This is a genomic window from Isoptericola sp. F-RaC21 (genome assembly GCF_038593535.1).
In the GTDB taxonomy this organism is placed as follows: Bacteria; Actinomycetota; Actinomycetes; order Actinomycetales; family Cellulomonadaceae; genus Isoptericola.
Map to the genome: position 1 here is coordinate 777,607 of NZ_JBCFYX010000002.1, position 24,634 is coordinate 802,240.

General features: G+C 75.6%; 16 protein-coding genes. 8 read left to right on the forward strand and 8 right to left on the reverse strand.

Annotated features, from left to right (window positions below; translation table 11 throughout):
• Positions 1–23: 23 nt before the first annotated feature.
• The 3 genes from AAG589_RS09035 to AAG589_RS09045 are packed head-to-tail and all read left to right on the forward strand — an operon-like array spanning position 24 to position 4,285.
• Positions 24–2,006 (forward strand): dynamin family protein, encoded by a 1,983-nt coding sequence (locus AAG589_RS09035; protein ID WP_430566901.1) that lies wholly within the window; start codon positions 24–26, stop codon positions 2,004–2,006.
• On the forward strand, positions 2,003–3,739 hold the full coding sequence (locus AAG589_RS09040; protein ID WP_430566902.1) for a GTPase: 1,737 nt from the start codon (positions 2,003–2,005) through the stop codon (positions 3,737–3,739). Before AAG589_RS09035 ends, AAG589_RS09040 begins: the two co-directional genes overlap by 4 nt.
• 42 nt (positions 3,740–3,781) lie before the next feature.
• Entirely contained in the window at positions 3,782–4,285 is a 504-nt protein-coding gene (locus AAG589_RS09045) for an acyl-CoA thioesterase (RefSeq protein ID WP_430566903.1), read from the forward strand.
• A 96-nt stretch (positions 4,286–4,381) separates the two neighbouring features.
• Here AAG589_RS09045 and AAG589_RS09050 read toward each other — a convergent pair whose 3' ends face one another.
• Both AAG589_RS09050 and AAG589_RS09055 read right to left on the reverse strand, forming a co-directional pair.
• On the reverse strand, positions 4,382–5,800 hold the full coding sequence (locus AAG589_RS09050; RefSeq protein WP_430566904.1) for a glycoside hydrolase family 6 protein: 1,419 nt from the start codon (positions 5,798–5,800) through the stop codon (positions 4,382–4,384).
• Positions 5,801–5,934: 134 nt separating this feature from the next.
• Positions 5,935–7,074 carry a LacI family DNA-binding transcriptional regulator gene (locus tag AAG589_RS09055; RefSeq protein WP_430566905.1) on the reverse strand — a complete coding sequence of 380 codons (1,140 nt, stop codon included), beginning with the start codon at positions 7,072–7,074 and terminating at the stop codon, positions 5,935–5,937.
• Positions 7,075–7,154: 80 nt separating this feature from the next.
• Here AAG589_RS09055 and AAG589_RS09060 point away from each other — a divergent pair, with 80 nt between their 5' ends.
• Entirely contained in the window at positions 7,155–9,923 is a 2,769-nt protein-coding gene (locus AAG589_RS09060) for a substrate-binding domain-containing protein (protein ID WP_430566906.1), read from the forward strand.
• A 134-nt stretch (positions 9,924–10,057) separates the two neighbouring features.
• On the forward strand, positions 10,058–12,232 hold the full coding sequence (locus tag AAG589_RS09065) for a glycoside hydrolase family 48 protein (protein ID WP_430566907.1): 2,175 nt from the start codon (positions 10,058–10,060) through the stop codon (positions 12,230–12,232).
• An 87-nt stretch (positions 12,233–12,319) separates the two neighbouring features.
• Here AAG589_RS09065 and AAG589_RS09070 read toward each other — a convergent pair whose 3' ends face one another.
• The 3 genes from AAG589_RS09070 to AAG589_RS09080 are packed head-to-tail and all read right to left on the reverse strand — an operon-like array spanning position 12,320 to position 14,723.
• On the reverse strand, positions 12,320–13,297 hold the full coding sequence (locus AAG589_RS09070; protein WP_430566908.1) for a DNA topoisomerase IB: 978 nt from the start codon (positions 13,295–13,297) through the stop codon (positions 12,320–12,322).
• Between the two features lie 57 nt (positions 13,298–13,354).
• A complete protein-coding gene (locus AAG589_RS09075; RefSeq protein ID WP_430566909.1) occupies positions 13,355–14,278 on the reverse strand; it encodes an acyl-CoA thioesterase in 924 nt (307 codons plus the stop codon).
• A 49-nt stretch (positions 14,279–14,327) separates the two neighbouring features.
• Complete coding sequence (locus AAG589_RS09080) at positions 14,328–14,723, reverse strand: globin (RefSeq protein ID WP_430566910.1); 396 nt, start codon at positions 14,721–14,723, stop codon at positions 14,328–14,330.
• A gap of 104 nt (positions 14,724–14,827) precedes the next feature.
• Between AAG589_RS09080 and AAG589_RS09085 the strand changes: the two genes are divergently transcribed.
• A complete protein-coding gene (locus AAG589_RS09085) occupies positions 14,828–15,076 on the forward strand; it encodes a glucose PTS transporter subunit EIIB (protein WP_380326463.1) in 249 nt (82 codons plus the stop codon).
• Position 15,077: 1 nt separating this feature from the next.
• Here AAG589_RS09085 and AAG589_RS09090 read toward each other — a convergent pair whose 3' ends face one another.
• Positions 15,078–16,136 carry a mechanosensitive ion channel family protein gene (locus tag AAG589_RS09090; RefSeq protein ID WP_430566911.1) on the reverse strand — a complete coding sequence of 353 codons (1,059 nt, stop codon included), beginning with the start codon at positions 16,134–16,136 and terminating at the stop codon, positions 15,078–15,080.
• A 221-nt stretch (positions 16,137–16,357) separates the two neighbouring features.
• Between AAG589_RS09090 and malQ the strand changes: the two genes are divergently transcribed.
• Positions 16,358–18,550, forward strand: a complete 2,193-nt coding sequence (gene malQ, locus AAG589_RS09095) for a 4-alpha-glucanotransferase (RefSeq protein WP_446719718.1) — start codon at positions 16,358–16,360, stop codon at positions 18,548–18,550.
• A gap of 97 nt (positions 18,551–18,647) precedes the next feature.
• Here the strand turns inward: malQ and pepN are convergent, their stop codons facing one another.
• On the reverse strand, positions 18,648–21,212 hold the full coding sequence (gene pepN, locus AAG589_RS09100; RefSeq protein ID WP_430566912.1) for an aminopeptidase N: 2,565 nt from the start codon (positions 21,210–21,212) through the stop codon (positions 18,648–18,650).
• A 223-nt stretch (positions 21,213–21,435) separates the two neighbouring features.
• On the opposite strand from pepN, the gene AAG589_RS09105 reads away from it, so the two are divergent.
• On the forward strand, positions 21,436–22,506 hold the full coding sequence (locus AAG589_RS09105) for a hypothetical protein (RefSeq protein ID WP_430566913.1): 1,071 nt from the start codon (positions 21,436–21,438) through the stop codon (positions 22,504–22,506).
• Positions 22,507–22,594: 88 nt separating this feature from the next.
• Here the strand turns inward: AAG589_RS09105 and AAG589_RS09110 are convergent, their stop codons facing one another.
• Positions 22,595–24,607 carry a M13 family metallopeptidase gene (locus AAG589_RS09110; protein WP_430566914.1) on the reverse strand — a complete coding sequence of 671 codons (2,013 nt, stop codon included), beginning with the start codon at positions 24,605–24,607 and terminating at the stop codon, positions 22,595–22,597.
• Positions 24,608–24,634: the final 27 nt, after the last annotated feature.

The following is a 24,634-nucleotide window of genomic DNA, read 5'->3' on the forward strand; positions in this document are numbered from 1 at the left end:
TCCCTGATGGGCAGACTGGGCACATGACCGACCCGGACACGACTCCCGCCCCCGACCCGCGGGACGGGGCGGCGGCCCGGGAGCTGGTCGACGCGCTCGAGACGCTGCGCGCCCGGCTCGGAGCGCTGCGCCTGCCGTTGGAGACCCCCGGGGTGGCGGGCGCGCGGACGGACCTCCATCAGGCCGTCGACCAGCTCGACGACTACCTGCTGCCGCGGCTGCGGGCCGAGCGCGCGCCGCTCCTCGTCGTCGTCGGCGGGTCCACGGGGGCGGGGAAGTCCACCCTGGTCAACTCGCTGCTGGGGGAGCCGGTGTCCGCGCCGGGCGTGCTGCGCCCCACGACTCGCGCGCCCGTCCTGGTGCACCACCCCCTCGACGCGCGCTGGTTCACCACCGACCGGGTGCTGCCCGGCCTGGCCCGGGTGTCGTCGTCGGGCGGCCCCGGGGACCCGGGGCGCGCGGGGTCGGCTGAGGGCGTCGCGGCGCTGCGGCTGGTGGCGAGCGAGGCGCTGCCGCAGGGACTCGCGCTGCTGGACGCCCCCGACATCGACTCCGTCGAGATGGCCAACCGCGAGATGTCCGCCCAGCTGCTGGGAGCGGCGGACCTGTGGCTGTTCGTCACGACGGCGGCGCGGTACGCCGACGCCGTGCCGTGGGACCTGCTGGGCCAGGCAGCCCGCCGTCGGGCGCAGGTGGCCATCGTGCTCGACCGCGTCGACCTGGGCGCGGAGGTCGTGGCCGAGGACCTGCGCCGCATGACGGCGGAGCACGGGCTGGAGGACGCGCGCGTGTTCGTGCTCGGCGAGGCCGCCGAGCAGGGGCCCGGCGCGCTGATGGACGGGCTGCTGCCCGAGGCGGCGGTCGCGGAGATCGCGACGTGGCTGTCGGGCCTGGGCGGCGACCCCGAGGCGCGGGCGCGGGTCATCGCCGCCACGCGCGACGGCGTGGTGGACGACCTCGTGCGCCGAGCCGTCGCCCTGGCGGAGACCGCGGACGGGCAGGAGGTGGCCGACGCGCGGCTGCGCGACGCCGTCCGCAGGTACCACGCCGAGGCGCTGGAGCAGGTGGAGACCGCGACGTCCGACGGCGCGCTGCTGCGCGGCGAGGTGCTGGCCCGCTGGCAGGACTTCGTCGGGACGGGCGAGTTCTTCCGGTCCGTCGAGGCGGGCGTCGGGCGGGTGCGGGACGCCGTCGTGCGGTTCTTCCGCGGCCGGCCGAAGGAGGCGCCGCAGGTCGAGCAGGCGATCGCGCACGGGCTCGAGTCGGTCATCCTCGACGCGGCGGAGCAGGCCGCCGAGCGCACGTTCGCGGCCTGGCGGGGAGACGGCGCGGGCGCGGCGCTGCTGGACGGCCTCGACCTGGCGCGTGTCCCAGGGGCCCTGCGCACCGAGGTGGCGGAGCAGATCCGCGGCTGGCAGGAGGACGTGCTGTCGCTCGTGCGCGAGCAGGGCGAGTCGCGGCGCGGCACGGCCCGCGCGGTCTCGTTCGGCGTCAACGCGCTCGGCGTCAGCCTCATGGTGATCGTCTTCGCCTCGACCGCCGGGCTGACCGGCGCGGAGATCGGCATCGCGGGCGGCACGGCGATCGTCGCGCAGAAGCTGCTCGAGGCGGTGTTCGGCGACGAGGCCGTGCGCCGGCTGGCGGCGCAGGCCAAGGAACGCCTGAACGGGCGCGTCGACGCGGTGCTGCGCGGGCAGGCCGCCCGGTACACCGCGCAGCTCGACGCGCTCGGCACCCAGGACACGGGGGCCGGCGGCGTCCGGGACGCGGCCCACCGCGTGGCGGAGGCGGCCAGGTCCGAGCGGGCGGCGCGGGCCGTCCCGCACGAGGGTACGACCCGCCCGTGGAGCGGCGGGCTGCTGCGCGGCGCGGGCACGTTCCGCCCGCCCGAGGCGCCCGCCGGCCCCGAGGACACGCCCGCGCCCGACGAGGGCGCACCGGAGCGTCGGGGCGGTTGGTGGTCGCGCCGCAGGTCCCGCACCCGGCGCGAGGAGGGGGAGCGGTGAGCAGGATCGACCTCGCGGACCGGACCGCGGCGCTCGAGACGGCGGTGGTGGCGGCGAGCGGCCGCCTCGACCGCGAGCTGCTCGACGACGCGCGCGCGGTCGTGAAGCGGGCCCGCGAGCGCGGCGGGCTCTCCGCGGAGCACACCGTCGTGGCGCTCGCGGGCGCCACCGGGTCGGGCAAGTCGAGCGTGCTCAACGCCGTCGCGGGCTCCGAGATCGCCACCGTCGGGGTGCGGCGACCCACGACGTCGCACCCGGTGGCCGCGGTGTGGGGCGACGGCGCCGGCCCTCTGCTCGACTGGCTCGAGGTCAGGCGGCGCCAGGAGATGCGCACGGCGGCGGACGACGACCCCGACGACGACGCCGGGGCGCCGCGCCCGGCGCGCCGCGGGCTCGCCCGGCTGCGGGGGCGGCGGGCGCCCGCGGGCATCACGACCGGGCTCGTGCTGCTCGACCTGCCGGACCACGACTCGGTGGTCGTCGAGCACCGGGTGCGGGCCGAGCGGCTGGTGGAGCGGGCCGACCTGCTGGTGTGGGTCGTGGACCCGCAGAAGTACGCGGACGCGGTGCTGCACGAGCGCTACCTGCGCCCGCTGGCCGGTCGCTCCGAGGTGGTCGTGGTGGTGCTCAACCAGGCCGACCGGCTCACCGACGCCGAGACCGACGCGATGCTGGCCGACCTGCGCCGGCTGGTCGCCGCCGACGGGCTCGACGGCGCCCGCGTGCTCGCCGTCTCCGCCCGGACCGGACGGGGGATGGACCAGCTCAAGGGCCTGCTGGCGGAGGCGGCGGCGCGCCGGGAGGCCGCGACCGCCCGGCTCGCCGCGGACGCCCGCGCCGCCGCCCAGCGGATCGCGGACGCGTGCGGGTCGAGCCCGGCGTCGCGGACGGGGGAGCGCGCCGCCGGGGGGCTCGTGGACGCGCTGGAGGCCGCCGCGGGGGTGCCCACGGTCGCCGACGCGGTGGCGTCCGCGCACCGGCGGGACGCGCACCTCGCCACGGGCTGGCCGGTCACCCGGTGGGTGTCGCGGCTGCGGCGGGACCCGTTGCGGCGGCTCGGCCTGCGGCGGGGCGCCGACGGGACGGCGGCCGACGGATCCGGGCCCGGTCCCGACCGGCCCGACCTGGTGCGCAGCTCGCTCCCGGCGACGCGCCCCGCCGTGCGCGCGGCGTCGGCGTCGGCGGTGCGCCGGTACGTCGACGAGGTGACCGACGGCGCCCCGGACCCGTGGGTGCTGGTGGCGCGGGCCAGGGCGCAGGACGCCATCGACCGGCTGCCCGGGGACCTCGACCAGGCGGTGGTCGGCACGCGCCTCGAGGCGGCGCGCCGGCCGCGGTGGTGGGCCGTGGCGGGCACGGTGCAGTGGCTGCTGCTCGCGGCCGCCGTCGTGGGGCTGCTGTGGCTGGCCGCCGCTGCGGTGGTGGAGTACTTCCGGCTGCCCCCGCTGATCCTGCCGGTGCTGACCGTGGACCTGACGGACTCCGGAGGGGGCGTCCTCGAGGTGCCGTGGCCCACCCTGCTGGCGATCGGCGGGCTGCTCGCGGGCCTGCTGCTCGCGCTCGTCGCGCGGGCCTTCGCCGCGTGGGGCGCGCGGCGCCGTCGTGCCCGCGTGCGCCGTCGGCTGCGCGAGTCCGTCTCGGGCGTGGCGGACCGGCTGGTGCGCGTGCCGGTGGGCGACGAGCTCGCGGCGCTGGCCCGCTGCCGGGCCGCGGCGGCGATCGCGGCCGGCTGACCGATTCCCGGGGCACACGTCCGGCGTGCGACGATGCCAGCCATGACCCGTCTGCACGTCCCCGTCCCCCTGCGCTGGTCGGACCTCGATGCCTACCAGCACGTCAACAACGTCGCGATGCTCCGCCTCCTGGAGGACGCGCGCATCACCGCGTTCTGGCGGCACCCGGAGGCCGTGGACGGCGAGGAGTGGCCCACCGCCATCCTCGACACCGGCCCGCACGCGACGTCGCACACCCTGGTGGCCGGGCAGCAGATCGAGTACCTGCGCCCGCTCGCCTTCTCCCGCACCCCGGTGCGGGTGGAGATGTGGATCGGCGCCATCGGGGGCGCGAGCCTGGAGGTCTGCTACGAGGTGCACGACGGCGTCCCGGGCGGCTTCGACCGCACCGGCCCGGCGTCGGGCGGCAAGGCCTACGTCAAGGCCGTCACGACGATCGTCGTCGTCGACGCCGCGACCGGCGCCCCGCGCCGCATCGCCGACCACGAGCGCGCGGCCTGGGAGCCGTACCTCGACGAACCGGTGACCTTCCGCCGCCGCGGCTGACCACCCCACGCACCGCGCCGAGGTAGTCCGACGACGATCGGACTACCTCGGCACGATGCGGACTACCTCGGCACGGTTCGGACTACCTCGGCCCTCCTAGTCGCCGATCGCCGGGTAGGCGTTGGTCACGAGCATCTGGAACTGCGTCTCGAACCACTTGCCGGACAGCGGCGCGTCCGGGAGCGCACCGGTCAGGCGGCCGCCGAGCTTGGGCGAGGCGAACGTCGGGTCGCACATCTGGTCGAAGTGCTTGCCCTCGTCGTTGGGGATCTCCTCGGACGACCCGTCGGACTCGCCCGGGGGCTTGACCCACACGAAGGCGTCGAGGTGCGACTCGGGGTAGCCGGCCGGCGTGGCCTGGGGCCGCTCGCCGAGGCCCGCGCCGTCGGGGTTGCACCACGCGCCGCGGTGGTTGCGACGGTCGACGCGCGACTCGTCGACGTAGGTGTCCAGTGCCGTCGACGTGCTCTCGGCGGTGGGCCGGTCGGGGCCGCCCCAGCCGTTGCGGGAGGTGTCGATGAGCATGCCGATCGACGACGGGAAGCCCTCCGCCACGAGCAGGTCGTACAGGTGCGCGGTCCAGTCCGTCTCGTCGAAGTCGGCGTTCCACTCGTAGAAGCTCGCCGAGCGCACCGGGGTGCTGCCGAGCTGGGTGTCCTCGAGGAAGGGCTCGGCCAGCGGTGTGGAGTTCGCCGTGTTCGTGACGAAGCCGGCCACCGAGTCGAAGCCCGCCTCGGTGCTGCCCACGACGTCCGCGAACAGCTGGGCGGCGGGCTGGGCGTTGTTCGGCCAGCCGAGCCAGCCGGCGTGCGCGGCATCGATGTAGCTGTACACGTTGCCCACGTCGTGCAGGCGGTCCAGCGCGTAGGCGACGCCCTCGCGGTAGTACGGCGCGGCCTGCTGGCACAGCGGCTCGCTGGCGTTGGTCACGAGGTTCGGCAGCGAGTCGGGCTCGATCGTCGCGACGATGCGCAGGTCCTCGTACGCGGGGTCGTCGAGGATCTCGACGATCGCGTCGATGTACTCCGTCTCGTAGCGCTGCATGCCCTCGTCCGTGGCCGGCAGCTCGCCGTTGGAGGCCAGCGCGTAGCAGTCGCGCCCGGGCAGGTCGTAGATGACGACGTTGAACACCAGCGGCGTGTCGCCCTGCTGCTGCGCGAGCGCGGCGTCCAGGTGGGTCCGCAGCCCGGGGCCGTCGGCGTTGCCCTCGATGGCGCTGATCCGGTCCATCCAGACGGCGGTGGGCTCGTTCGCGACGGCGCGCATCGAGTCGCCGAGGGCGCCGCCGGCGCGGTCCGCGGCGGCGGTCACGTTCTCGGACCAGTACGCGTTGACGTACTGGTCGGCGCCCGCGAACGGGTTGTCGACGCGGGGCTCGGCCGCGCCCGCCGAGGTCGCGGCCGTCAGCGGTGCCGCCGCGAGCGCCACGACGGCGGCGGTCGTGGCGGTGGTGCGGCCGCGGTGCCGCCGTCCTCTGGCCGGCGCACCCTTGCGCCGTTCCCAAGCTGATCGCACAGGAGCCTCCTGGATCGTCAGGTGCCCGGGCCGCGGCGGGCCTCGCCCGCCCCGGTCTCCCGGGCGTCGGGCCGTCGGCACCGACGCCTCCCAACCTGGCAACGGGTGCCTGTGCCGGACAGTGCGCGAAACGTTTAGGCGGGGGCGGGGGCCGTGGACCCCCGGATGACGAGCCGCGCGACGGCCCCCGGACCGTCGGGGTCGTCGGCGGACCCGCCCGCGGCGCCGACGGCACCGGCGTCCGCGGCGCTCCCGGCGCCACCGAGCAACGGCCGGACGACGGCGGCCACGTCGGCGCCGAGCTCGCCCCACGGGCGTGAGACGGCGGTCGCCGCGGGGTGCACCAGGCGGCAGGCGGGGGAGTCCTCGAGCACCAGCACCGACAGGTCCCACGGCACGGAGAGGTCGCGCTGGCGGGCGGTCTCGAGCACGGCGAGCAGGGCGACGTCGCCGTCGACGACGACGGCCGTGGGCCGCTGCTCGGTGGCGAGCAGGCGCGCGGCGCCCGCGGCGGCGTCCTCGACGGTGCGGTAGCCGACCCGGTCGGCCCTCGCGCCGGTGCGCGGGCCGGCGCGGCCGTCGTCGGGGGCGTCGAGCGCGTCGAGGAGCCCGGCCGCCGGGTGCTCCTGCGCGTCGCGCGCGAGCAGGGCGACCCGGTCGTGCCCGAGCGTGCGCAGGTAGTGCGCCGTGCGCTGCTCGGCGTCCCCGGCGAACCACGCCCCCGACGGGACGGCCGCCCCTTCTGCGGTGTCGTGCGTCGGCACGCCGGGCACCGGCGGCGCGAGCGCCACCAGCGGCACGCCGTCGCGGTGCGCGGTGCGGACGCGGGGGTCGTCGTGGGCCAGCCCGGTGACGACGAAGGCGGCGTGGCGCCGCTCCGTCCAGGCGTGCTCGAGGTCGCGGACGGCGGTGTCGAGGTCCGGCGCCACGTCCACGACGACGTCGGTGGCGGGCGCGTCGTCGGCCACCCGGAGCGCCGACCGCAGGCCGAGGGCGACGGCGGTGGCCCGCCCTGCGTCCTCGGGACCGACGGCCTGGACCGACACGCTGTGCGGCGCCGAGCGCAGCGAGCGGGCGGCGGCGCTCGGACGCCACCCGAGGTCGGCGGCCGTGCGCAGCACGTGGCGGCGGGTGCGGTCGGACACCCCCGGCCGCCCGTTGAGGGCGTAGGAGACGACGGCGATCGAGACGCCCGCGGCGCGCGCGACGTCGGTGATGGTGGTGCGTCGGGCGCCGACGGCGGGCACGGGCCCGGTGCGGCTGGGCGTGGTCACGCTCCCACACTGTGCCGGGAATCGGTGCAGAATGCACCCGGGAACGTGCACGGTACTCGACGGCGAGGACGGTGGTACGGATGACGACGATCGGTGCTCTGGGAAGGGGCCCCGGCGGGGGCCCGCGGACGATCGGGGTGGTCAGCCCCGTGCTCGGCGGCTACTACTTCGGGCGGGCGCTGGCCGGCGCGGCCCGGGTGCTGCGCTCCGGGCGGCATCGCGTGGTGGCCCTGCAGACGTATCCGGCGGACCTCGACCGGGCCGAGTTCCCGGCCGCCCCCCGCCGGCGCACGCTGGTCGGCGGCGCGCGGTGGGACGGGCTCATCGTCGTGACGAGCGCGCTCGAGGACGAGACGCTGCGCGGGATCCACGACGCCGGCACGCCCCTGGTGCTCGTCGGCGTCGGTCCGGTCGAGGGGGTGGCGGCGCCGAGCCTCGGTCCCGACAACGCCGGTGCCGCGCGGGCCGTGGTGGACCATCTCGTCGCGCACGGGCACCGCCGCATCGGCTTCCTCGGCGCCGCGGACCAGACCGACACGCGCGAGCGGTACGACGCCTACCGCGCGGCTCTGCTCGCGCACGGCATCGAGCCGCGGGCGGAGTGGCTCTACCGCACCCGCGACAACCAGGAGGCGGGCGCGCAGGCCGTCGCGCGGCGGCTGACGGAGGCGGGCGACGGGGCGCTCCCGACGACGGCCACCCTGGCCGCCACGGACCGCAACGCCGTGGGCTTCATGCGCGGGCTGCGGGCCGAGGGGCTGTCCCTCCCCGAGGCGCAGGCGGTGGTGGGCATCGACCACTCCGACCTCGGGGCCCGGACCCGGCCCCGCCTGTCGAGCGTGGACCTGCTGCACGACGCCGTCGGCGAGCAGGCGGCCCGGCTGGTGCTGGCGATGATCGCCGGCGAGCACGTGACGGGGGAGCACCGGCTCGGGCGCTCGGCGCTGGTGCTGCGCGAGTCGTGCGGCTGCGAGGCGGGGGCGCGGGGCCACGTCGTCGTGGCGGGGTCGGGCGGCGCCGGGGGCCAGGACCTCGGGCGGCGGCCCGAGACCCGCCCGGACGCGTCGTCGGACGGCGCCACGACGGGCGCGCCGACCGGTGCCGACCCGGGCCTCGACGACGTCGCGCCCGTGGTGCTCGCGCGCGAGCACGGCCGCGACGCCTGGGTCGCCGCGGTCCGGCAGGTGCTCGCCGCCGCGGCCGAGCGAGGGCTGCACGCCCCGGCGCCGGCGCTGCGCGCGCTGGCCGACGCGACGGCGCGGCTGCGGCCGTCGCCGGACGCGCTCGAGCAGCTGGTGCCCGCCCTGCACGTCGAGGCCGCGCGGACGGTCCGGCGGCACCGGCGCGCGGCCGCGCGCCGGCTCTCCCAGCAGGGCGGCGGGGCGGAGCCCGCGCGGCACGGCCACCGCGCGCTGGGGCCGGCGGCGCGGCGCACCGCGCTGGAGACGACCGTGCGCGACGTCGTCGTGGCGCTCGCCCGCGGCACGGTCGCCGGCACCCTGGGCCGCGCGGGCCGCCTCGAGCGCGAGCTCGCGGAGCAGTACGAGGTGGACCTCGAGCTGATGCGTGCGGACGGCGCCGCGCTGCGCAGCCTCGACTGGCTGCCGCGCGGGCACCGCGGGCTGGCCGCCCTCGCCCTGTGGGTCGACAACGCCGACGTGCCCGGCGGGCGGGCGCTGCAGGTGGTCGGGGCGCGCGGCGGCGCGACCGGTGCGCAGCGGCTCCTCGGGTCGACGTACCCGCCGCCGGAGTTCCCGCCCCCCGAGCTGACCGACCCGTCGTCGCCCACCGTCGTCGTGCCCGTGGGCTTCGGCAGCTCCGACCGGGGCGTGCTCGTGGTGAGCGGCCTCGTCGACACCCGGGCCACGAGCACCCGCGCCCGGTACAACCACTGGGCCGCCATGCTCGGCGTGGCCCTCGACGCGGAGGACACCCTCAGCGCCCTGCAGGCGCAACGGCGCGAGCTCGCGGACGCCGCGGAGCGGGAGCGGGTGCTGGCCCTCGAGGTCGCCGCCGGCCACGAACGGACGGCGCTGGTGTCCATCGCGTCCCACGACGGCACCTGGGACTGGGACGTCGAGGCGGGCCGGGTGCTCTACTCCGACGCGTGGGCCGCGCTGGTCGGGTGCGACCCGGCCGCCGTCGGCGACGACCCGCAGGAGTGGCTGGACCGCGTGCACCCCGACGACGCCCGCCGCGTGCAGTCGGCGGTGGCCGCGCAGCTGTCGGGCTCCCACCAGCCGCTCGACGTCGAGCACCGGATCCGCTCGGCCGACGGGCGGTACGTCACGGTGCGCTGCCGCGCGGTCACGGTGCACGACGCCGGCGGCCGCGCCGCCCGCATGGTGGGGGCGATGGCGGTGGTCTCGGACGTCACCCTGTTCCGCAGCGAGCTGCGCGAGCGGGTGCTCGTCGACCCCGGCACCGGACTCGTGGCGCGCGAGCTGTTCGTCGACCGCCTCGAGCGCGCGATCTCCCGCGCGCGCCGCGTCGGGGCGTACGGCTGGCAGGTGCTCGCCGTCGGGTTCTCCGCGCCGCCGACCGCCCTCGCGCTGCGCCGGCTGCACGGCGAGCTCGACCCGGACGACTGCGCGTACGGGCCCGCGCCGCGCGACGTCGTCGTGCTGCTCGACGGGGTCGACGCGGGTGCGGCCCGCGACCGTGCCGCGCGGCTGCGGTCCGTGCTCGGGGAGCAGACCGTCGTCGAGCACAGCGCCGGGACCGGCGGACCCGAGCCCTCGCTCGAGGCCGTCGACGGCGCCCGCGGCGGCGACGCCATCGAGGTCCTGCGCCGGGCGGGCGACCGGCTGGCGCGCCGTCGCGCGGCCGCGACCGCGCGACGCACGTGAGCGTTCCCTGAAACGTTTCCGGCCGTTGTCGGGCCGGGGAGCCGGGTCGAGCCTCGGGGGGTGCTCGACGCCCCGTCGCCGCCGGCGGACCCGCGGGGCGGGGCGAGCCTCCCGAAGATGAGAGGTGCAGCACGATGCCACCCACGACGCCACGCACACCCCGGCCGCGATCACGCAGCGGCCCGTCCCGCGCGCCACGTCCCCCGGGCGGGCGGCCGAGGCGCGTCGTCGCCGCGGGCGCCGCGCTCGCGGCGCTGGTCGCGCTCGCCGCGGCCGGCCCGTCCGCCGCGGCACCCGGGCCGACGACCGCCTCCGCGCCGGACGCCGCCGCCGAGCGCACCCTGCTGGTCGACGGCGAGTACACCCAGCGGTTCCTGGAGCTCTACGACAAGATCCACGACCCGGCGAGCGGCTACTTCTCGCCGCAGGGCATCCCGTACCACGCGGTCGAGACGCTCATGGTCGAGGCGCCGGACTACGGGCACGAGACCACCAGCGAGGCGTACTCGTTCTGGCTGTGGCTCGAGACGTCGTACGGGCAGGTGACGGGCGACTGGGAGCCGTTCAACCACGCCTGGGACACGCTCGAGCAGTACATGATCCCGACCACGGAGAACCAGCCGACCAACGCGGCCTACGACCCGGCCAAGCCCGCGACGTACGCGCCGGAGTTCGACCACCCGAGCCTGTACCCGTCGCAGCTCGACCCGGGCGTCTCGGTGGGCGCCGACCCGATCGGCGCGGAGCTCGAGTCCACGTACGGCACGCCCGAGGTGTACGGGATGCACTGGCTCGCCGACGTCGACAACGTGTACGGCTTCGGCGCCGCGCCCGGGTCGTCCGAGCTGCTGGGGCCGGAGCACGAGGGCACGTCGTACATCAACACGTTCCAGCGCGGGCCGCAGGAGTCGGTGTGGGAGACGGTGCCGCAGCCGTCCATCGACGACTTCTCCTACGGCGGCGAGAACGGCTACCTCGACCTGTTCACCGGCGACGCGTCGTACGCGACGCAGTGGAAGTACACCAACGCGCCCGACGCCGACGCCCGCGCCGTCGAGGCCGCCTACTGGGCGAACACCTTCGCCACGGAGCAGGGGCAGCCGGAGGCCGTGGCCGACACGGTCGGCAAGGCGTCGAAGATGGGCGACTACCTGCGCTACGCCCTCTTCGACAAGTACTTCAAGACCGCTGGCTGCGAGTCGACGTCGTGCCCCGCGGGCACCGGCCGCGACGGCGCGCACTACCTGCTGTCCTGGTACTACGCGTGGGGCGGCGCGCTCGACACGGCATCGCCCTGGGCCTGGCGCATCGGTTCCAGCCACGCGCACTTCGGGTACCAGAACCCCATGGCGGCGTGGGCGCTGTCGAACGACCCGGACCTCGAGCCCGCGTCGCCGACGGCGTCCGACGACTGGGCCACCAGCCTCGACCGCCAGCTCGAGCTGTTCCAGTGGCTCCAGGCCCCCGAGGGCGGCATCGCCGGCGGCGCGACCAACAGCTGGGACGGGCACTACGCCGAGCGGCCCGACGACGTCGCGACCTTCTACGGCATGGCCTACCAGGAGGCGCCGGTCTACCACGACCCGCCCTCCAACCAGTGGATGGGCATGCAGGGCTGGGGCGTGGAGCGCATCGCCCAGCTGTACGAGGAGACCGGCGACGAACGCGCCGAGGCGATCCTCGACCGGTGGGTGCCGTGGGTGATGGAGCACATCACGGTCACCGACGACTCGTGGCAGGTCCCGGCGAACCTCGCCTGGTCGGGCCAGCCCGACGACTGGGACGCCGCGGACCCCGGCGACAACGCCGGCCTCTCCGTCGAGGTCACCGGGTACGGGCAGGACGTCGGCGTCGCCGGCGCGCTCGCCAGGTCGCTCATGTACTACGCGGCCGGCGGGGAGGGTGAGCAGCACGCGCAGGCCCAGCAGGTCGCGCACGACCTGCTCGACGCGATCTGGACCCAGGACAGCGACCCGCTCGGCGTCGCCACGACCGAGACGCGCGCCGACTACGCCCGGTTCGACGACGTGCTGTCCGCCCCCGACGGCGACGGCGTGTACGTGCCCGAGGGCTGGACCGGCACGATGCCGAACGGCGACACGGTCGAGGCCGGCTCGTCGTTCCTGGACCTGCGGTCGTTCTACGCCGACGACCCGCAGTGGCAGAAGGTGCAGGACCACCTGGACGGCGGGCCCGCGCCCGAGTTCACCTACCACCGGTTCTGGGCGCAGACGGCGGTCGCGACGGCGCTCGCGGACTACGACCGGCTGTTCGGCGAGGGCACCCCGACGGACGACACCGGTCGGTGACCTCCTCGCGGTGGTTCCGGCCGCGCCGAGGTAGTTCCCGCCGTGCCGAGGTGGTGGTCCGGGCCACTACCTCGGCACGGCTCGCCCTCAGCCGAGCAGGTCCAGCACCGCGCGCTCCGCGGCCGAGCGCGTGCGCGTCGGCCCGATGGTCTCGCCGTGCTCCCACAGGTCGACGAGCCGCGGGTCGATGTACGACGCGCGGGCGACCGCCGGGGTGTTGCCGAGCTCCTCGGCGACGTCGCGGACGACGTCGGCGACCACCCGGCGTCGGGCACGCTGCGAGCGCGGCGGCGCGCCGACGTCGGCCAGCGCCCGCGCCGCGAGCACCGTGGCGTGCCAGGTGCGGAAGTCCTTCGGCGTCGCGTCGTCGCCGAGGCGCTCCTTGACGTCGGCCTGCACGTCCGCGCTGGTGACGTCGTGCCAGCCCGCGCCGTCGTCGTCGCGCCACGCCAGCAGGTCGACGCCCCCGCGACGGCGCTTGAGGGTGGTGACGAGCGGGGCCACCGCCGGGTCCTCGACGAGCACGTCGCGCAGCTGCCCCGACTTGGCCGGGTACCGGAAGTGCACGCTGCCGTCGCGCCGCACGGTGGCGTGCTCCTTGCGGATCGTCGCGAGGCCGTAGCTGCCGTGCCGCGTCGCGTAGACCTCCCCGCCGGCGCGGAAGTAGGCGTCGTCGAGCAGCCGGAACGCGAGCGCGAGCACCCTGCGGCGGTCGACGCGCGGCCGGTCGAGGTCGCGCGTCACGCCGGCCCGGGCGGCGGGCAGCCGCCGGCCCACGTCGAGCACGCGGTCGTGCTTGCGGCGGGCCCGCCGCGCCTGCCACTCGTCGTGGTAGAGGTACTGGCCGCGCCCGGCGTCGTCCCGGCCGAACGCCTGCAGGTGGCCGTCGGGGTACCGGCAGATCCACACGTCGGTCCACGCGGGCGGGATCGCGAGGCGGGTGCAGCGCGCGATCTCGTCCTCGTCGTCGAGGGGTGCGCCGTCGACGTCGAAGAACACCCAGCCGTCGCCCTTCGCCCGGCGGGAGTAGCCGGGGGAGGAGGCGGAGACGCGGCGCAGTCGCACGCGCACAGTGTGCGGCGGCGTCGTCGTGCCCGCAGCGCCTCGGCCGGGGGCCCGACGTCAGCCGGGGAGCCGGATCATGCCCTCCTGCGCGATGCTCGCCACGAGGCGTCCCTCCCGGTCGTACACGCGGGCCAGGCCGAGGCCTCGCCCGCCCTGCGCGCCGGGCGACTCCTGGACGTACAGCAGCCAGTCGTCGGCGCGCGCGTCGCGATGGAACCACATGGCGTGGTCGAGGCTCGCCATCGGCACGGTGCCGCCGACGTCGATCCACGAGCTCCCCGCCTGGCGCAGCACCGGCTCGAGCATCACCTGGTCGCACGCGAACGCGAGCAGCGCGCGGTGCAGCAGCCTGTCGTCGGACTCGATCGCGTGCCGGGCCCGCACCCACACCTGCTGCGTCGGCTTCGGGTCGGGGTCGGGGCCCAGGTACAGCGAACCGCCCACGTGCCGCAGGTCGAACGCCGACTCGTGCGACCAGAACTTCGCGGCGGGGTGGTCGATCCCCTCGAGCGCCTCGATCGCCGACGGCACGTCCTCCGGCGCGGGGACCCCCGGCGGTGCGGGCTCCGCCGCCTCGTAGCCCGGCTGGTCGGTCTGGAACGAGACGGTGAGCGACAGGATCGGCTTGCCGTGCTGGATGGCGTGCGACCGGCGGGCGCTGAACGACCGCCCGTCGCGCAGCCGCTCGACGGCGAAGTCGATCGGCGTGTCCAGGGTGCCCTCGCGCAGGAAGTAGGCGTGCAGCGAGTGGGGCAGCCGGTCGTCGTCGACGGTGCGGCCGCACGCGAGCAGGGCCTGCGCCAGCACCTGGCCTCCGTACACGCGGCGGGCCGGGCCGGGCACGCTGTCGCCGCGCCACAGGTCGTCCTCGCCGCGCGGGCCCCAGCCCTCGACCTCGCGCAGGTCGAGCGCCGACAGCAGGCGGTCCAGGGCGTCGGGGATGCCCGCGGGGGCGGTCGTGCTGGGGGCCGTCTCGCTCACACGCACTCCAGGTCGATTCGCAGGTCGATTCGCAGGTCGATTCGCAGGGTCACTCGTCGAACGTGTTGATCATGCTGTACGCGGCCCGCTCGAGGTAGTCCCACAGCTGGGACTCGTGGATCGGCGCCAGGTCCAGCGCGTCGACGGCGGCGCGCATGTGCCGCAGCCAGCGGTCGCGCGCGTCGGGGTTGACCTTGAAGGGCGCGTGCCGCATGCGCAGCCGCGGGTGGCCGCGCTGCTGGCTGTACGTCGTCGGCCCGCCCCAGTACTGCTCGAGGAACAGCGTGAGCCGCACCTTCGCCGGCCCGAGGTCCTCCTCGGGGTACATGGGCCGCAGCACCTCGTCCGTGGCGACGCCCTCGTAGAACACGTCGACGAGGCGCTCGAACGTGGCGTGCCCGCCGACGGCGTCGTAGAACGACGCGGGTGAAGTCTGGTCCGTCACCGGGCCATCCTCCCAGACACCCGCGGTGCCGTTCCTCCCGCTCGGCGGCCCGGAGCGTTACGCTGGTCACGGACCTGCAACGACGCACTCCACGGGAGGCCCCCATGACCATCGCCCCGAACAAGGCCGACGACATCCTCGCGGCGCTCGGCGGCAGCCGCAACGTCGTCGAGCTCGAGCCCTGCATCACCCGGCTGCGGGTCGAGGTGAGCGACCCGGCCCTCGTGGACGAGCCGGGGCTCAAGGCGTCGGGCGCGTTCGGCGTGGTGCGCTCGGGCCGCGTGGTGCAGGTGATCGTGGGCCCGGAGGCTGACGACCTCGCCGCTCAGATGGACCCGCTGCTCGTCTCCTGACTCAGCCCTCGGTCTGCTCGAGCGCGGCCGGCTCGACGTCGGCCGGCGCCACGAGCACGCCCGCTCCGCGCAGCTCCGCCTGGGCGACGCGGCGCAGCTCGCGCGAGACCTCCCACTGGTCGCCCGGCCGGGTCTGCGCGTGGAGCGTGAACGACATGGTGATGTCGTTGACGGCGTCGACGCCGCGCACGGACGGTGCCTCGAGCAGCAGCGGGGACAGCTCCGGGTCGGCCTGCACGGCGTCGGCCGCCCGGCCGAGCGCGGCCCGGACCACGTCGATGTCCGCGTCGACGGGCACGCGCACCTCGGCGACGGCGCGGGACCACTGCTGGGTCATGTTGCCGGCCCGCAGGATCTCCCCGTTGCGCACGTACCAGAGCGTGCCGTCGAACGCGCGCACCTGCGTCACGCGGAGCTGGACCTCCTCGACGGTTCCCGTCGCGCCGGAACCCAGGTCGACGACGTCGCCCACGCCGAACTGGTCCTCGACCAGCAGGAAGACGCCGGAGATGAAGTCCTTCACCAGGCTCTGGGCGCCGAAGCCCAGTGCGATGCCGACTACGCCGGCTGAGGCGAGGAGCGCCCCGACCGGCTGGCCCACCGCCTGCAGGATCATCAGCGCCATGATCGTGCCGACCGTGATGTTGGCCGTCGAGCGCAGCACCGAGCCGACCGTCCGCGCCCGCTGCGCGCGCCGCTGGCTGGCCAGCGGGTTCGCCAGGGCGATCGCGTCCTCGACGAACGGCGTGCGCTGCAGGTAGCGGCGCCAGGCGGGCGAACCCTCGGTCGTGGTGGTCCCGGCTCCGGTGGCGATCCGTTCCGTCACGTGCGCGATCACGCGGCGCAGCAGCACCAGCGCGAGGATGCCGATCGCCAGGATGATCAGTACCTGGAGGGGCCAGCCGGTGAACCACTCCCAGAAGGACTGGCCGGCGTCCGCGGCGGCCTTGATGGTGTCCTCGACGGCGGACTCGGTGTGCGTCCCGCTCGGGCTGGGCGTGGGCGCGGGAGTCACCGCCGTCGGGGCAGCGGTCCGGAGCGTGGAGATCACGGGGGTCACCCGCCCACGGTAGCGAGGGTGCGCGCCGCGACGAAACGTCGACGGCCCCGGCGTCCCGCCGCGTGGGCGGACGGCCTGGTCGGGCAACCGATGGCAGGATCGTCCCCGTGAGCAAGGACCAGCCGACCACCCCGGACGACGCCCGCGACGAGACCCCGGACGACCCGGGGGACGACAGGGACGGCACGTCCGACGACGCGCGCACCGAGGCGCCCGCCGCCGTGGCCGACGCGCCGTCCGCGGCGGACGCCGCCCCCGCCCCGGAGTCCGCCTCCGACGAGCCGAGCGCCGAGCTGCGCGAGCTCGCCGAGGCGTACGGCGTGCTCGGCGAGCACCACGGGTTCGGCGGCGAGAGGGTGACCGCGCCGGCGTCGACGCTGGCGGCGCTGCTGGGCGCGCTGGGCGTGCCGGCGGGCACGCCGCAGCAGGTGACGCACAGCCTGCAGCGTGCGCAGGACGACGAGTGGCGCGCCGTCCTGCCGCCCACGGTCGTGGTGCGCGAGGGCGCCGGGGCCCAGGTGCCGGTGCACGTCACCGACGGCGCGGGCGTGCACGTCTGGCTGGAGCTGGACGGCGCCGAGCCCGCGGCGCGCGAGCACGAGGTCCGCCGCCGTCGCGACCTGGACCAGCTCGACGTCGTCGTCGAGCCGCGCACCGTGGACGGCCGCCAGGTGGGGCGCGCGACGTTCGCGCTGCCCGACGACCTGCCGCTCGGGTGGCACTCGCTGCACGCGCTCACGGAGGGCCACGAGTCCCGCGCCACCGTCGTCGTCACACCCCGCCGGCTCGAGCTGCCCGCGGGGCTGGACGACGACCAGTGGTGGGGCTTCCTCGTGCAGCTGTACTCGGTGCGCTCGCGCACGTCGTGGGGCGTGGGGGACCTCGCCGACCTGGCCGACCTGGCCTGGCTGACGGCGCACCGCGCCGGCGCGGACTTCGTCGGGGTCAACCCGCTGTCCGCGACCGAGCCGGTGACTCCGGTGACGCCGTCGCCGTACCTGCCCACCAGCCGCCGCTTCCTCAGCCCGTTGTACGTGCGGGTCGAGGACATCCCGGAGACGGCGTACCTGTCGGCGGCGGACCGCTCCCTCGTGGAGTGGGCGGCGGACCCGGTGCGCGACCTCGTCGCCGACCCCGGCGCGCTCGACCGCGACGCCGTGTGGGAGGCGAAGAAGGCGGCGCTCGAGGTGGTGTTCACCGCTCCCCGGCGTGCGGCGCGCGAGGCCGCGTACCAGGAGTTCGTCGCCGCGGAGGGCACGGGGCTGCGCGACTTCGCGACCTGGTGCGCGATCGTCGAGCACCTGGGCTCGCGCCCGCGGCCGGACGAGCTGGGCGACCCCGCGTCGCCCGCCGTGGCCGCGCTGCGCGAGCAGCTGGCCGAGCGCGTGGAGTTCTACGTCTGGCTGCAGTGGGTGGCCGACGAGCAGAAGCAGACCGCCCAGCGCGTGGCCCGCGAGGCCGGGATGCGGATCGGCATCATGCACGACCTGGCCGTCGGCGCCCACCCGCAGGGTGCGGACGCCTGGGCGCACCGCGACGTGCTGGCCCGCGACGTGTCCGTCGGCGCGCCGCCGGACATGTACAACCAGCAGGGGCAGGCCTGGTCGCAGCCGCCGTGGAACCCGCGGGCGCTCGCGCGTGCCGGCTACGCGCCGTACCGCGACATGCTGCGCACCGTGCTGCGGCACGCGGGCGCGCTGCGGGTCGACCACGTGCTCGGGCTCTTCCGCCAGTGGTGGGTGCCGGAGGGCGCCTCGCCCGCGGCCGGCGCGTACGTGCGCTACGACCACGAGGCGCTGCTCGGCATCCTGTGCCTGGAGGCGCACCGCGCGGGCGCGGTCGTCGTGGGGGAGGACCTGGGCGTCTTCGAGCCGTGGGTGCGCGACGAGCTCGCCGACCGCGGCGTCCTCGGCACCTCCGTGCTGTGGTTCGAGAAGGAGGACGGCCGGCCGCTCGAGCCGGAGAAGTACCGGCGCGCGTCGCTCGCCACCGTCGGCACGCACGACATGCCGCCCGCCGCGGGGTACCTGGCGGGCGAGCATGTGGACCTGCGCGAGCGGCTCGGCCTGCTGACCGAGGACGCGCAGGAGCTGCGCGCCGCCGCGCGCGCCGAGCGGGACCAGGCGGTGCTCGCGCTCGCGATGCGCGGGCTGGTCGGCGACCACCCGTCCGAGCGCGAGATCGTCGAGGGGCTGCACCGGTACCTGCGGAAGTCGCCGGCCGCGCTGGTGGGCGTGCAGCTCACGGACGCCGTCGGCGAGCGGCGCACGCAGAACCAGCCCGGCACGGACACCGAGTACCCGAACTGGAAGGTGCCGCTGGCCGACGGGTCGGGGAACGTCGTCCTCGTCGACGACCTCTTCGACAACGCGCGACTGCGGTCCCTCGTCCAGGCGGTCCGCACCGCCCGCTAGGCGCGACCTCGCTGGGTGAGCTTGTCGAGACCCGTCGCCGTTGGTTGAGCTTGTCGAAACCCGGTGAGGTGTCGACAAGCTCAACCGACGAGTGCCATCAGGCGTCGGCGGCCTGCGCGGCGAGCGCCCGCTCGGTGCCGGCGAGCTGCTCGACGACCATGCGCCGCAGGGCCGCGGGGGCGTCGGCGTTCGCGTCCAGCCAGCCGCGGACGGCGTCGCGGAGCTCGACCGAGGCGAGCGGGGCCGGGTACAGCCCCTCGATGAGCTCCTCGGCGATGTGGTAGCTGCGCGTCGTCCAGATGGGCAGCAGCGCGTCGACGTACCGGGCGGCGAACGGCTCCAGCACGGCCGGGTCGGTCACGTGCACGAAGCCGGACGCGGTGGACCGGATGATCGCGTTGGGCACGTCCGCCTGGTCGACGACGGACGCGAACGCGGCCTCCTTGCCCTCGACGGTCGGCGTCGCCGCGCGGGCGCGGGCGGCGGCCTGCCGGCCGGTGGCCGTGTCGTCCTGCGCGAGCGCCGCGTCGATCTCCGCGCCGTCGGCGGCGCCGAGCAGCACGAGGCTCTCCAGCAGCTCCCACCGCAGGTCGGTGTCCACCGTGAGCCCGTCGAGGGCGACGGAGCCGTCGAGCAGGCCGCGCAGCGGGGCGACGTGGTCCGGCGTGGAGGCGAGCTGCGCGAAGAACTTCACGAGCTGCAGCTGCAGGTCGGAGCCCGCGGCCGCCTCCTGCGCGAGGACCCACAGCCGGTCGGCGATGCGCGCCAGCGTGGCGGCCCGGCGCTCGGGCGCCACGTACGAGCGGGCGGCCAGGCCGAGCTGATTGAGCGTGGTGCGGACCGTCGTCGACTCCGTCTCGGCGGCGATGTTGCCGAGCACGAGGTCCACGTACGCCGACGCCGGGGTCTCGCCGTCGCGCACGGCGTCCCACACGGAGCCCCACACGAGGGAGCGGGCCAGCGGGTCGGAGATGCGCGACAGGTGCTCGACCGCGGCGGCGAGCGAGGCGTCGTCGAGGCGGATCTTCGCGTACGCGAGGTCCTCGTCGTTGAGCAGCACGAGGTCGGGACGCTCGCGGCCGACGAGCTCGGCCACGTCGGTGCGCTCGCCGTCGACGTCGATGACGACCTGGTGCGTGCGGGTGAGCGCGCCGTCGACGAGGTCGTAGAAGCCGATGCCGAGACGGTGCGGCCGGATGGTCGGGTAGTCGGCGGGGGCGGACTGCAGGACGGCGAAGGCGCTGATCCGGCCTGCGTCGTCGAGCTCGATCTCGGGGCGCAGCGTGTTCACGCCCGCCGTCTCGAGCCACGCCTTCGACCAGGCGGCGAGGTCGCGGCCGCTGGTGGCCTCGAGCTCGACGAGCAGGTCGCGCAGCTCGGTGTTCGACCAGGCGTGCTTGCGGAAGTACGCCGACACGCCACCGAGGAACTCGTCGCGGCCGACCCACGCGGCAAGCTGCTTGAGCACGGAGGCGCCCTTGGCGTAGGTGATGCCGTCGAAGTTGACCTGCACGTCCTCGAGGTCGCGGATCTCGGCGACGATCGGGTGCGTGGAGGGCAGCTGGTCCTGCCGGTAGGCCCACGTCTTCTCCATCGCGGAGAACGTGGTCCAGGCGGCCTCCCACTCGGTGGCCTCGGCGGTGGCGAGCGTGGACGCGTACTCGGCGAACGACTCGTTGAGCCACAGGTCGTTCCACCACTTCATGGTGACCAGGTCGCCGAACCACATGTGCGCCAGCTCGTGCAGGATCGTCACGACGCGGCGCTCGCGCACGGCGTCGGTCACCTGGGAGCGGAAGACGTAGGACTCGGTGAACGTGACGCAGCCCGGGTTCTCCATCGCGCCCATGTTGTACTCGGGCACGAACAGCTGGTCGTACTTGTCGAACGGGTACGGCACGCCGAAGGTCGACTCGTAGAAGGCGAAGCCCTTGCGGGTGGTCTCCATGATGTAGTCGGCGTCCAGGTGCTCGGCGAGCGACGAGCGGCAGAACACGCCGAGCGGGATCGTGCGGCCGTCGGACGACGTCAGCTCGCCGCGCTGCACGGCGTACGGGCCGGCGACGAGGGCGACGAGGTAGGACGAGATGCGCGGCGTCGGCTCGAACGTCCACGTCGCGGTGGGGACGTCGGCGTCCGTCGCGTGCGTGGCCGGGGTGGGCTCCGGCGTGGGCTGGTTCGACACGACCTGCCAGGCGGCGGGGGCGGTGACGGTCAGCTGGTACGGCGCCTTGAGGTCGGGCTGCTCGAAGGTGGCGAAGACGCGGCGGGCGTCGGGCACCTCGAACTGGGTGTAGAGGTAGACCTCGCCGTCGACCGGGTCGACGAAGCGGTGCAGGCCCTCGCCGGTGTTCATGTACGCGCAGTCGGCGACGACGCGCAGCTCGTTCGTCGCCGCCAGGCCGGTCAGCGCGATGCGGGAGTCGGCGAACACCTCGGCCGGGTCCAGGGCGACGCCGTTGAGCACGACCTCGCGCACCGCGGGCGCGACCAGGTCGACGAACGTGCTCGCGCCGGGGGTCGCGGAGAACCGGATGACGGTGGTGGACGCGAACGTGGTCGGTCCGGTGGTGAGGTCGAGGTCGACGGCGTACGACTCGACGTCGGTGACGACGTCGGCGCGCTCGATCGCCTCGGCGCGGGTCAGGTTCTCTCCGGGCACGGGTTCTCCCTCGTCTCAAGATGGTGCAGCGCGTGATGGGCGCGCAGGCTCGCGCACGATGATGCCACCTCCGGCCTGCTGCGACGCACGGGAATCCCGCGCTCCCGCGGGCACGGGTTCGACCGTCGAGACCCGATCGTGACATCCTGCCCGGTGCGTCGCCGCCGCGCGGGTGGCCGCCACACCGTGCGCGACGCCCGAGGAGTGACTGGAGGGAGTCCAGATGTCCGGCACCGTTCCGCCGCCCCCGCCGGGGTCCGACGGCAGGCCGCCGACCGTGCCGCCCGCCGTGCCGTCGGCATCGCCGGCCGCCGGCGTGCGCCGCGTCGCGTCCGCGTACCAGCGCCCCGCCGCGGTCGACCCCATGGCCGAGGTGCCGCTGCAGCAGGTGACGGCACCCGCGCCCGCCACGCCCCCCGCCGGTGCGGCGACGGTGCACGCTCCCGTGCCCCCGCCGCCCGGCGCGGCCGATGCGGCGCCGCAGCCGCCGACCCAGCCCGCGTACCAGCCCGCCGCCCAGCACACGCAGCAGATGCCGCCGGCCGTGCCCTCCGGGCAGCAGCCCGCGCCCTACCCGCCGGCCTACGCGGCACAGCCCGCGTACCCGCCGCAGCCCGCGTACGCCCCGGCACCGGTGGCGGCCGCGGCGACGCAGGTGCAGCAGCCGGTCTACGCCCAGCCGGCGGCGCCACAGGCGGGGTACGCCGCGCCGGCCGGGGTCGGCGCGCCGCCCCCGCCCGCCGCGCCGCGCCGACGCCGTCGGCTCTCGGCGGGGTGGATCGCGTTCATCGCGGTCGACGCGGTGCTCATCGTGACGATGGTGGTGCTCGCCGTGCAGATGTTCGGCGCGCCCTCACCCACCGCTCCGCAGGCGGGCGGCGCCCCCGCGGCGTCGCAGGAGCCGTCGGCGTCCGCGTCCGAGGACGCGCCGATGCAGGGCGAGGCGCTGGCGCACTTCGCGGCGCCGTCCCAGAACATCACCTGCTCGATCTACGCCGACGGCGTGTCCTGCGGGATCGCGCAGCTCAACCAGCAGCCCGCGCCCACGGAGGGCTGCGACGGCACCACGGGGTACGTGGTGACGGTCGACGGCGAGGGCACCGTCGCGCAGCCGTGCGTGCCCCAGGGCGAGCAGCCGACGAAGGCCGGCTCGGACGTCGACGTCCTGGAGTACGGGGACTCGATCACCGAGGGCGACTTCACGTGCCGCAGCGAGGACACGGGCATGTCGTGCACCCACGACCCCACGGGCAAGGGCTTCTCGCTGGCCCGGGCGGGGATCGGCACGAGCTGAGTCGCTCCCGCCGCCCCGGCCCCGACGCGACGAAGCCGCCGACCGTGACCACGGCCGGCGGCTTCGTCGCGTCAGGTCCCCGGACGGGTCACCAGATGCGGACGCGCTCCTCGGGCGCCAGCCACAGCGCGTCGTCGGGGCCCACGCCGTAGGTGTCGTGGAACTCGTCGATGTTGCGGATCACGCCGTTGCAGCGGAACTCGTTGGGGGAGTGCGGGTCGGTGGCGATGCGCCGCACGACCTCCTCGTCGCGGCCCTTGGACTGCCACACCTGCGCCCAGCCGAGGAAGACGCGCTCGAGCCCGGTGAGCCCGTCGACGACGGGCGCGTCCTCGAGCGGCGTGCCGAGCGCGATGCGGTACGCCTTGATCGCGATGGACAGGCCGCCGAGGTCGCCGATGTTCTCGCCGATGGTCAGCGCGCCGTTGACGTGCGGGCCGTCCTCGGGCAGCTGCGCGGGGCGGAAGCCGTCGTACTGCGCGATGAGGGCCTGGGTGCGCTTCTCGAACTCGGTGCGGTCGGTCTCGGTCCACCAGTCCTCGAGGCGGCCGTCGCCGTCGTACTTCGAGCCCTGGTCGTCGAAGCCGTGGCCGATCTCGTGCCCGATGACGCCGCCGATGCCGCCGTAGTTCACGGCGTCGTCCGCGTCGGGGTCGAAGAACGGCGGCTGCAGGATCGCCGCGGGGAACACGATCTCGTTCATGCCCGGGTTGTAGTAGGCGTTGACCGTCTGCGGCGTCATGAACCACTCGTCGCGGTCGATCGGGCGCCCGATCTTGCCGAGCTCGTGGTCCTGCTCGAAGGCGTGCGCGCGGCGCACGTTGCCGACGAGGTCGGCGACGTCGACCTCGAGCGCGGAGTAGTCGCGCCACTTCACCGGGTAGCCCACCTTCGGCGTGAAGCGCTCGAGCTTCGCGAGCGCCTTGACCTTGGTCTCGGGCGTCATCCAGTCGAGCGCGTCGATGGACTCGCGGTAGGCGGCCACGAGGTTCGCGACCAGCGCGTCCATGCGCTCCTTGTGCTCCGGCGGGAAGTGGCGGGCCACGTACTGCTCGCCGACGGCCTCGCCGAGCGCCCGCTCGACGAGCGCGACGCCGCGCTTCCAGCGGTCCCGCACCTCCTGCGCGCCGGACAGCGTGCGGCCGTAGAAGTCGAAGTTGGCCTCGACGGTGGCGTCGTCGAGGTAGGCGGCGCGGGCCGTGATCAGGTGGTAGGCCGCCCACAGCTTCCAGTCGGCCAGCGGCTCCGACCGCCAGAGCTCCGCGAAGCCGGTCGCGAACGACGGTTCCCGCACGACCAGGGCGTCCAGCGAGCCCTCCGGCGCGCCGAGCGCCGTCGCCCAGGCACGCCAGTCGAAGCCCGGCGCCCGCTCGACGAGGTCGGCGAGCGTCATCGGGTTGTAGGTGAGGTCGGCGTCGCGGTCGCGCACCACGTCCCAGTGGTGGGCGGCGAGCTTCGTCTCGAGGGCGAGCACGCGGGCCGCGGCGTCCTCGGGGTCGGCGCCCCACGACGAGCCGGCGGTGACGCCGGCGAGCGTCAGCATGCGCGCCACGTGCGGCGCGTACTTGTCCCGGACGGGCGCGTACTGGTCCTCGCGGTAGTACGCCTCGTCGGGCAGGCCCAGGCCGCCCTGCACGAGGTACGTCACGTACGTCCCGGGGTCCTTGGCGTCGTTGTCCACGTAGAACGCGACCGCGCCGCCGCCTCCCGTGCGCTGGTGCGCACCGAGCACCTCGACGAGCTCGGCCTGCGACGTCGCCCCCGCGACCTGCGCGAGCTCGACGGCGATCGGCTCCGTGCCGAGCCGCTGCACGCGGTCGGTGTCGAGGAAGCTCGCGTAGAGGGCGCCGATCTTGGCGGGGGTGGACGCGGGGTCGAGGTCGTCCGTGGCGGCGAGGTCGGTGATGATCTCCCGGACCCGCTCCTCCGACAGGTCGTGCAGCTCGCGGAACGCGCCGTCCATCGCGCGGTCGGCGGGGATCTCGTGCTGGGCGATCCAGCGCCCGTTGACGTGGCGGTACAGGTCGTCCTGCGGGCGGACGTCATGGTCGAGGGCGCTGAGGTCGATACCGGACCGCAGCCCGGTGGCGTCGGCAGTCATGCCGTCACCCTACGGCGCACGTCCCAC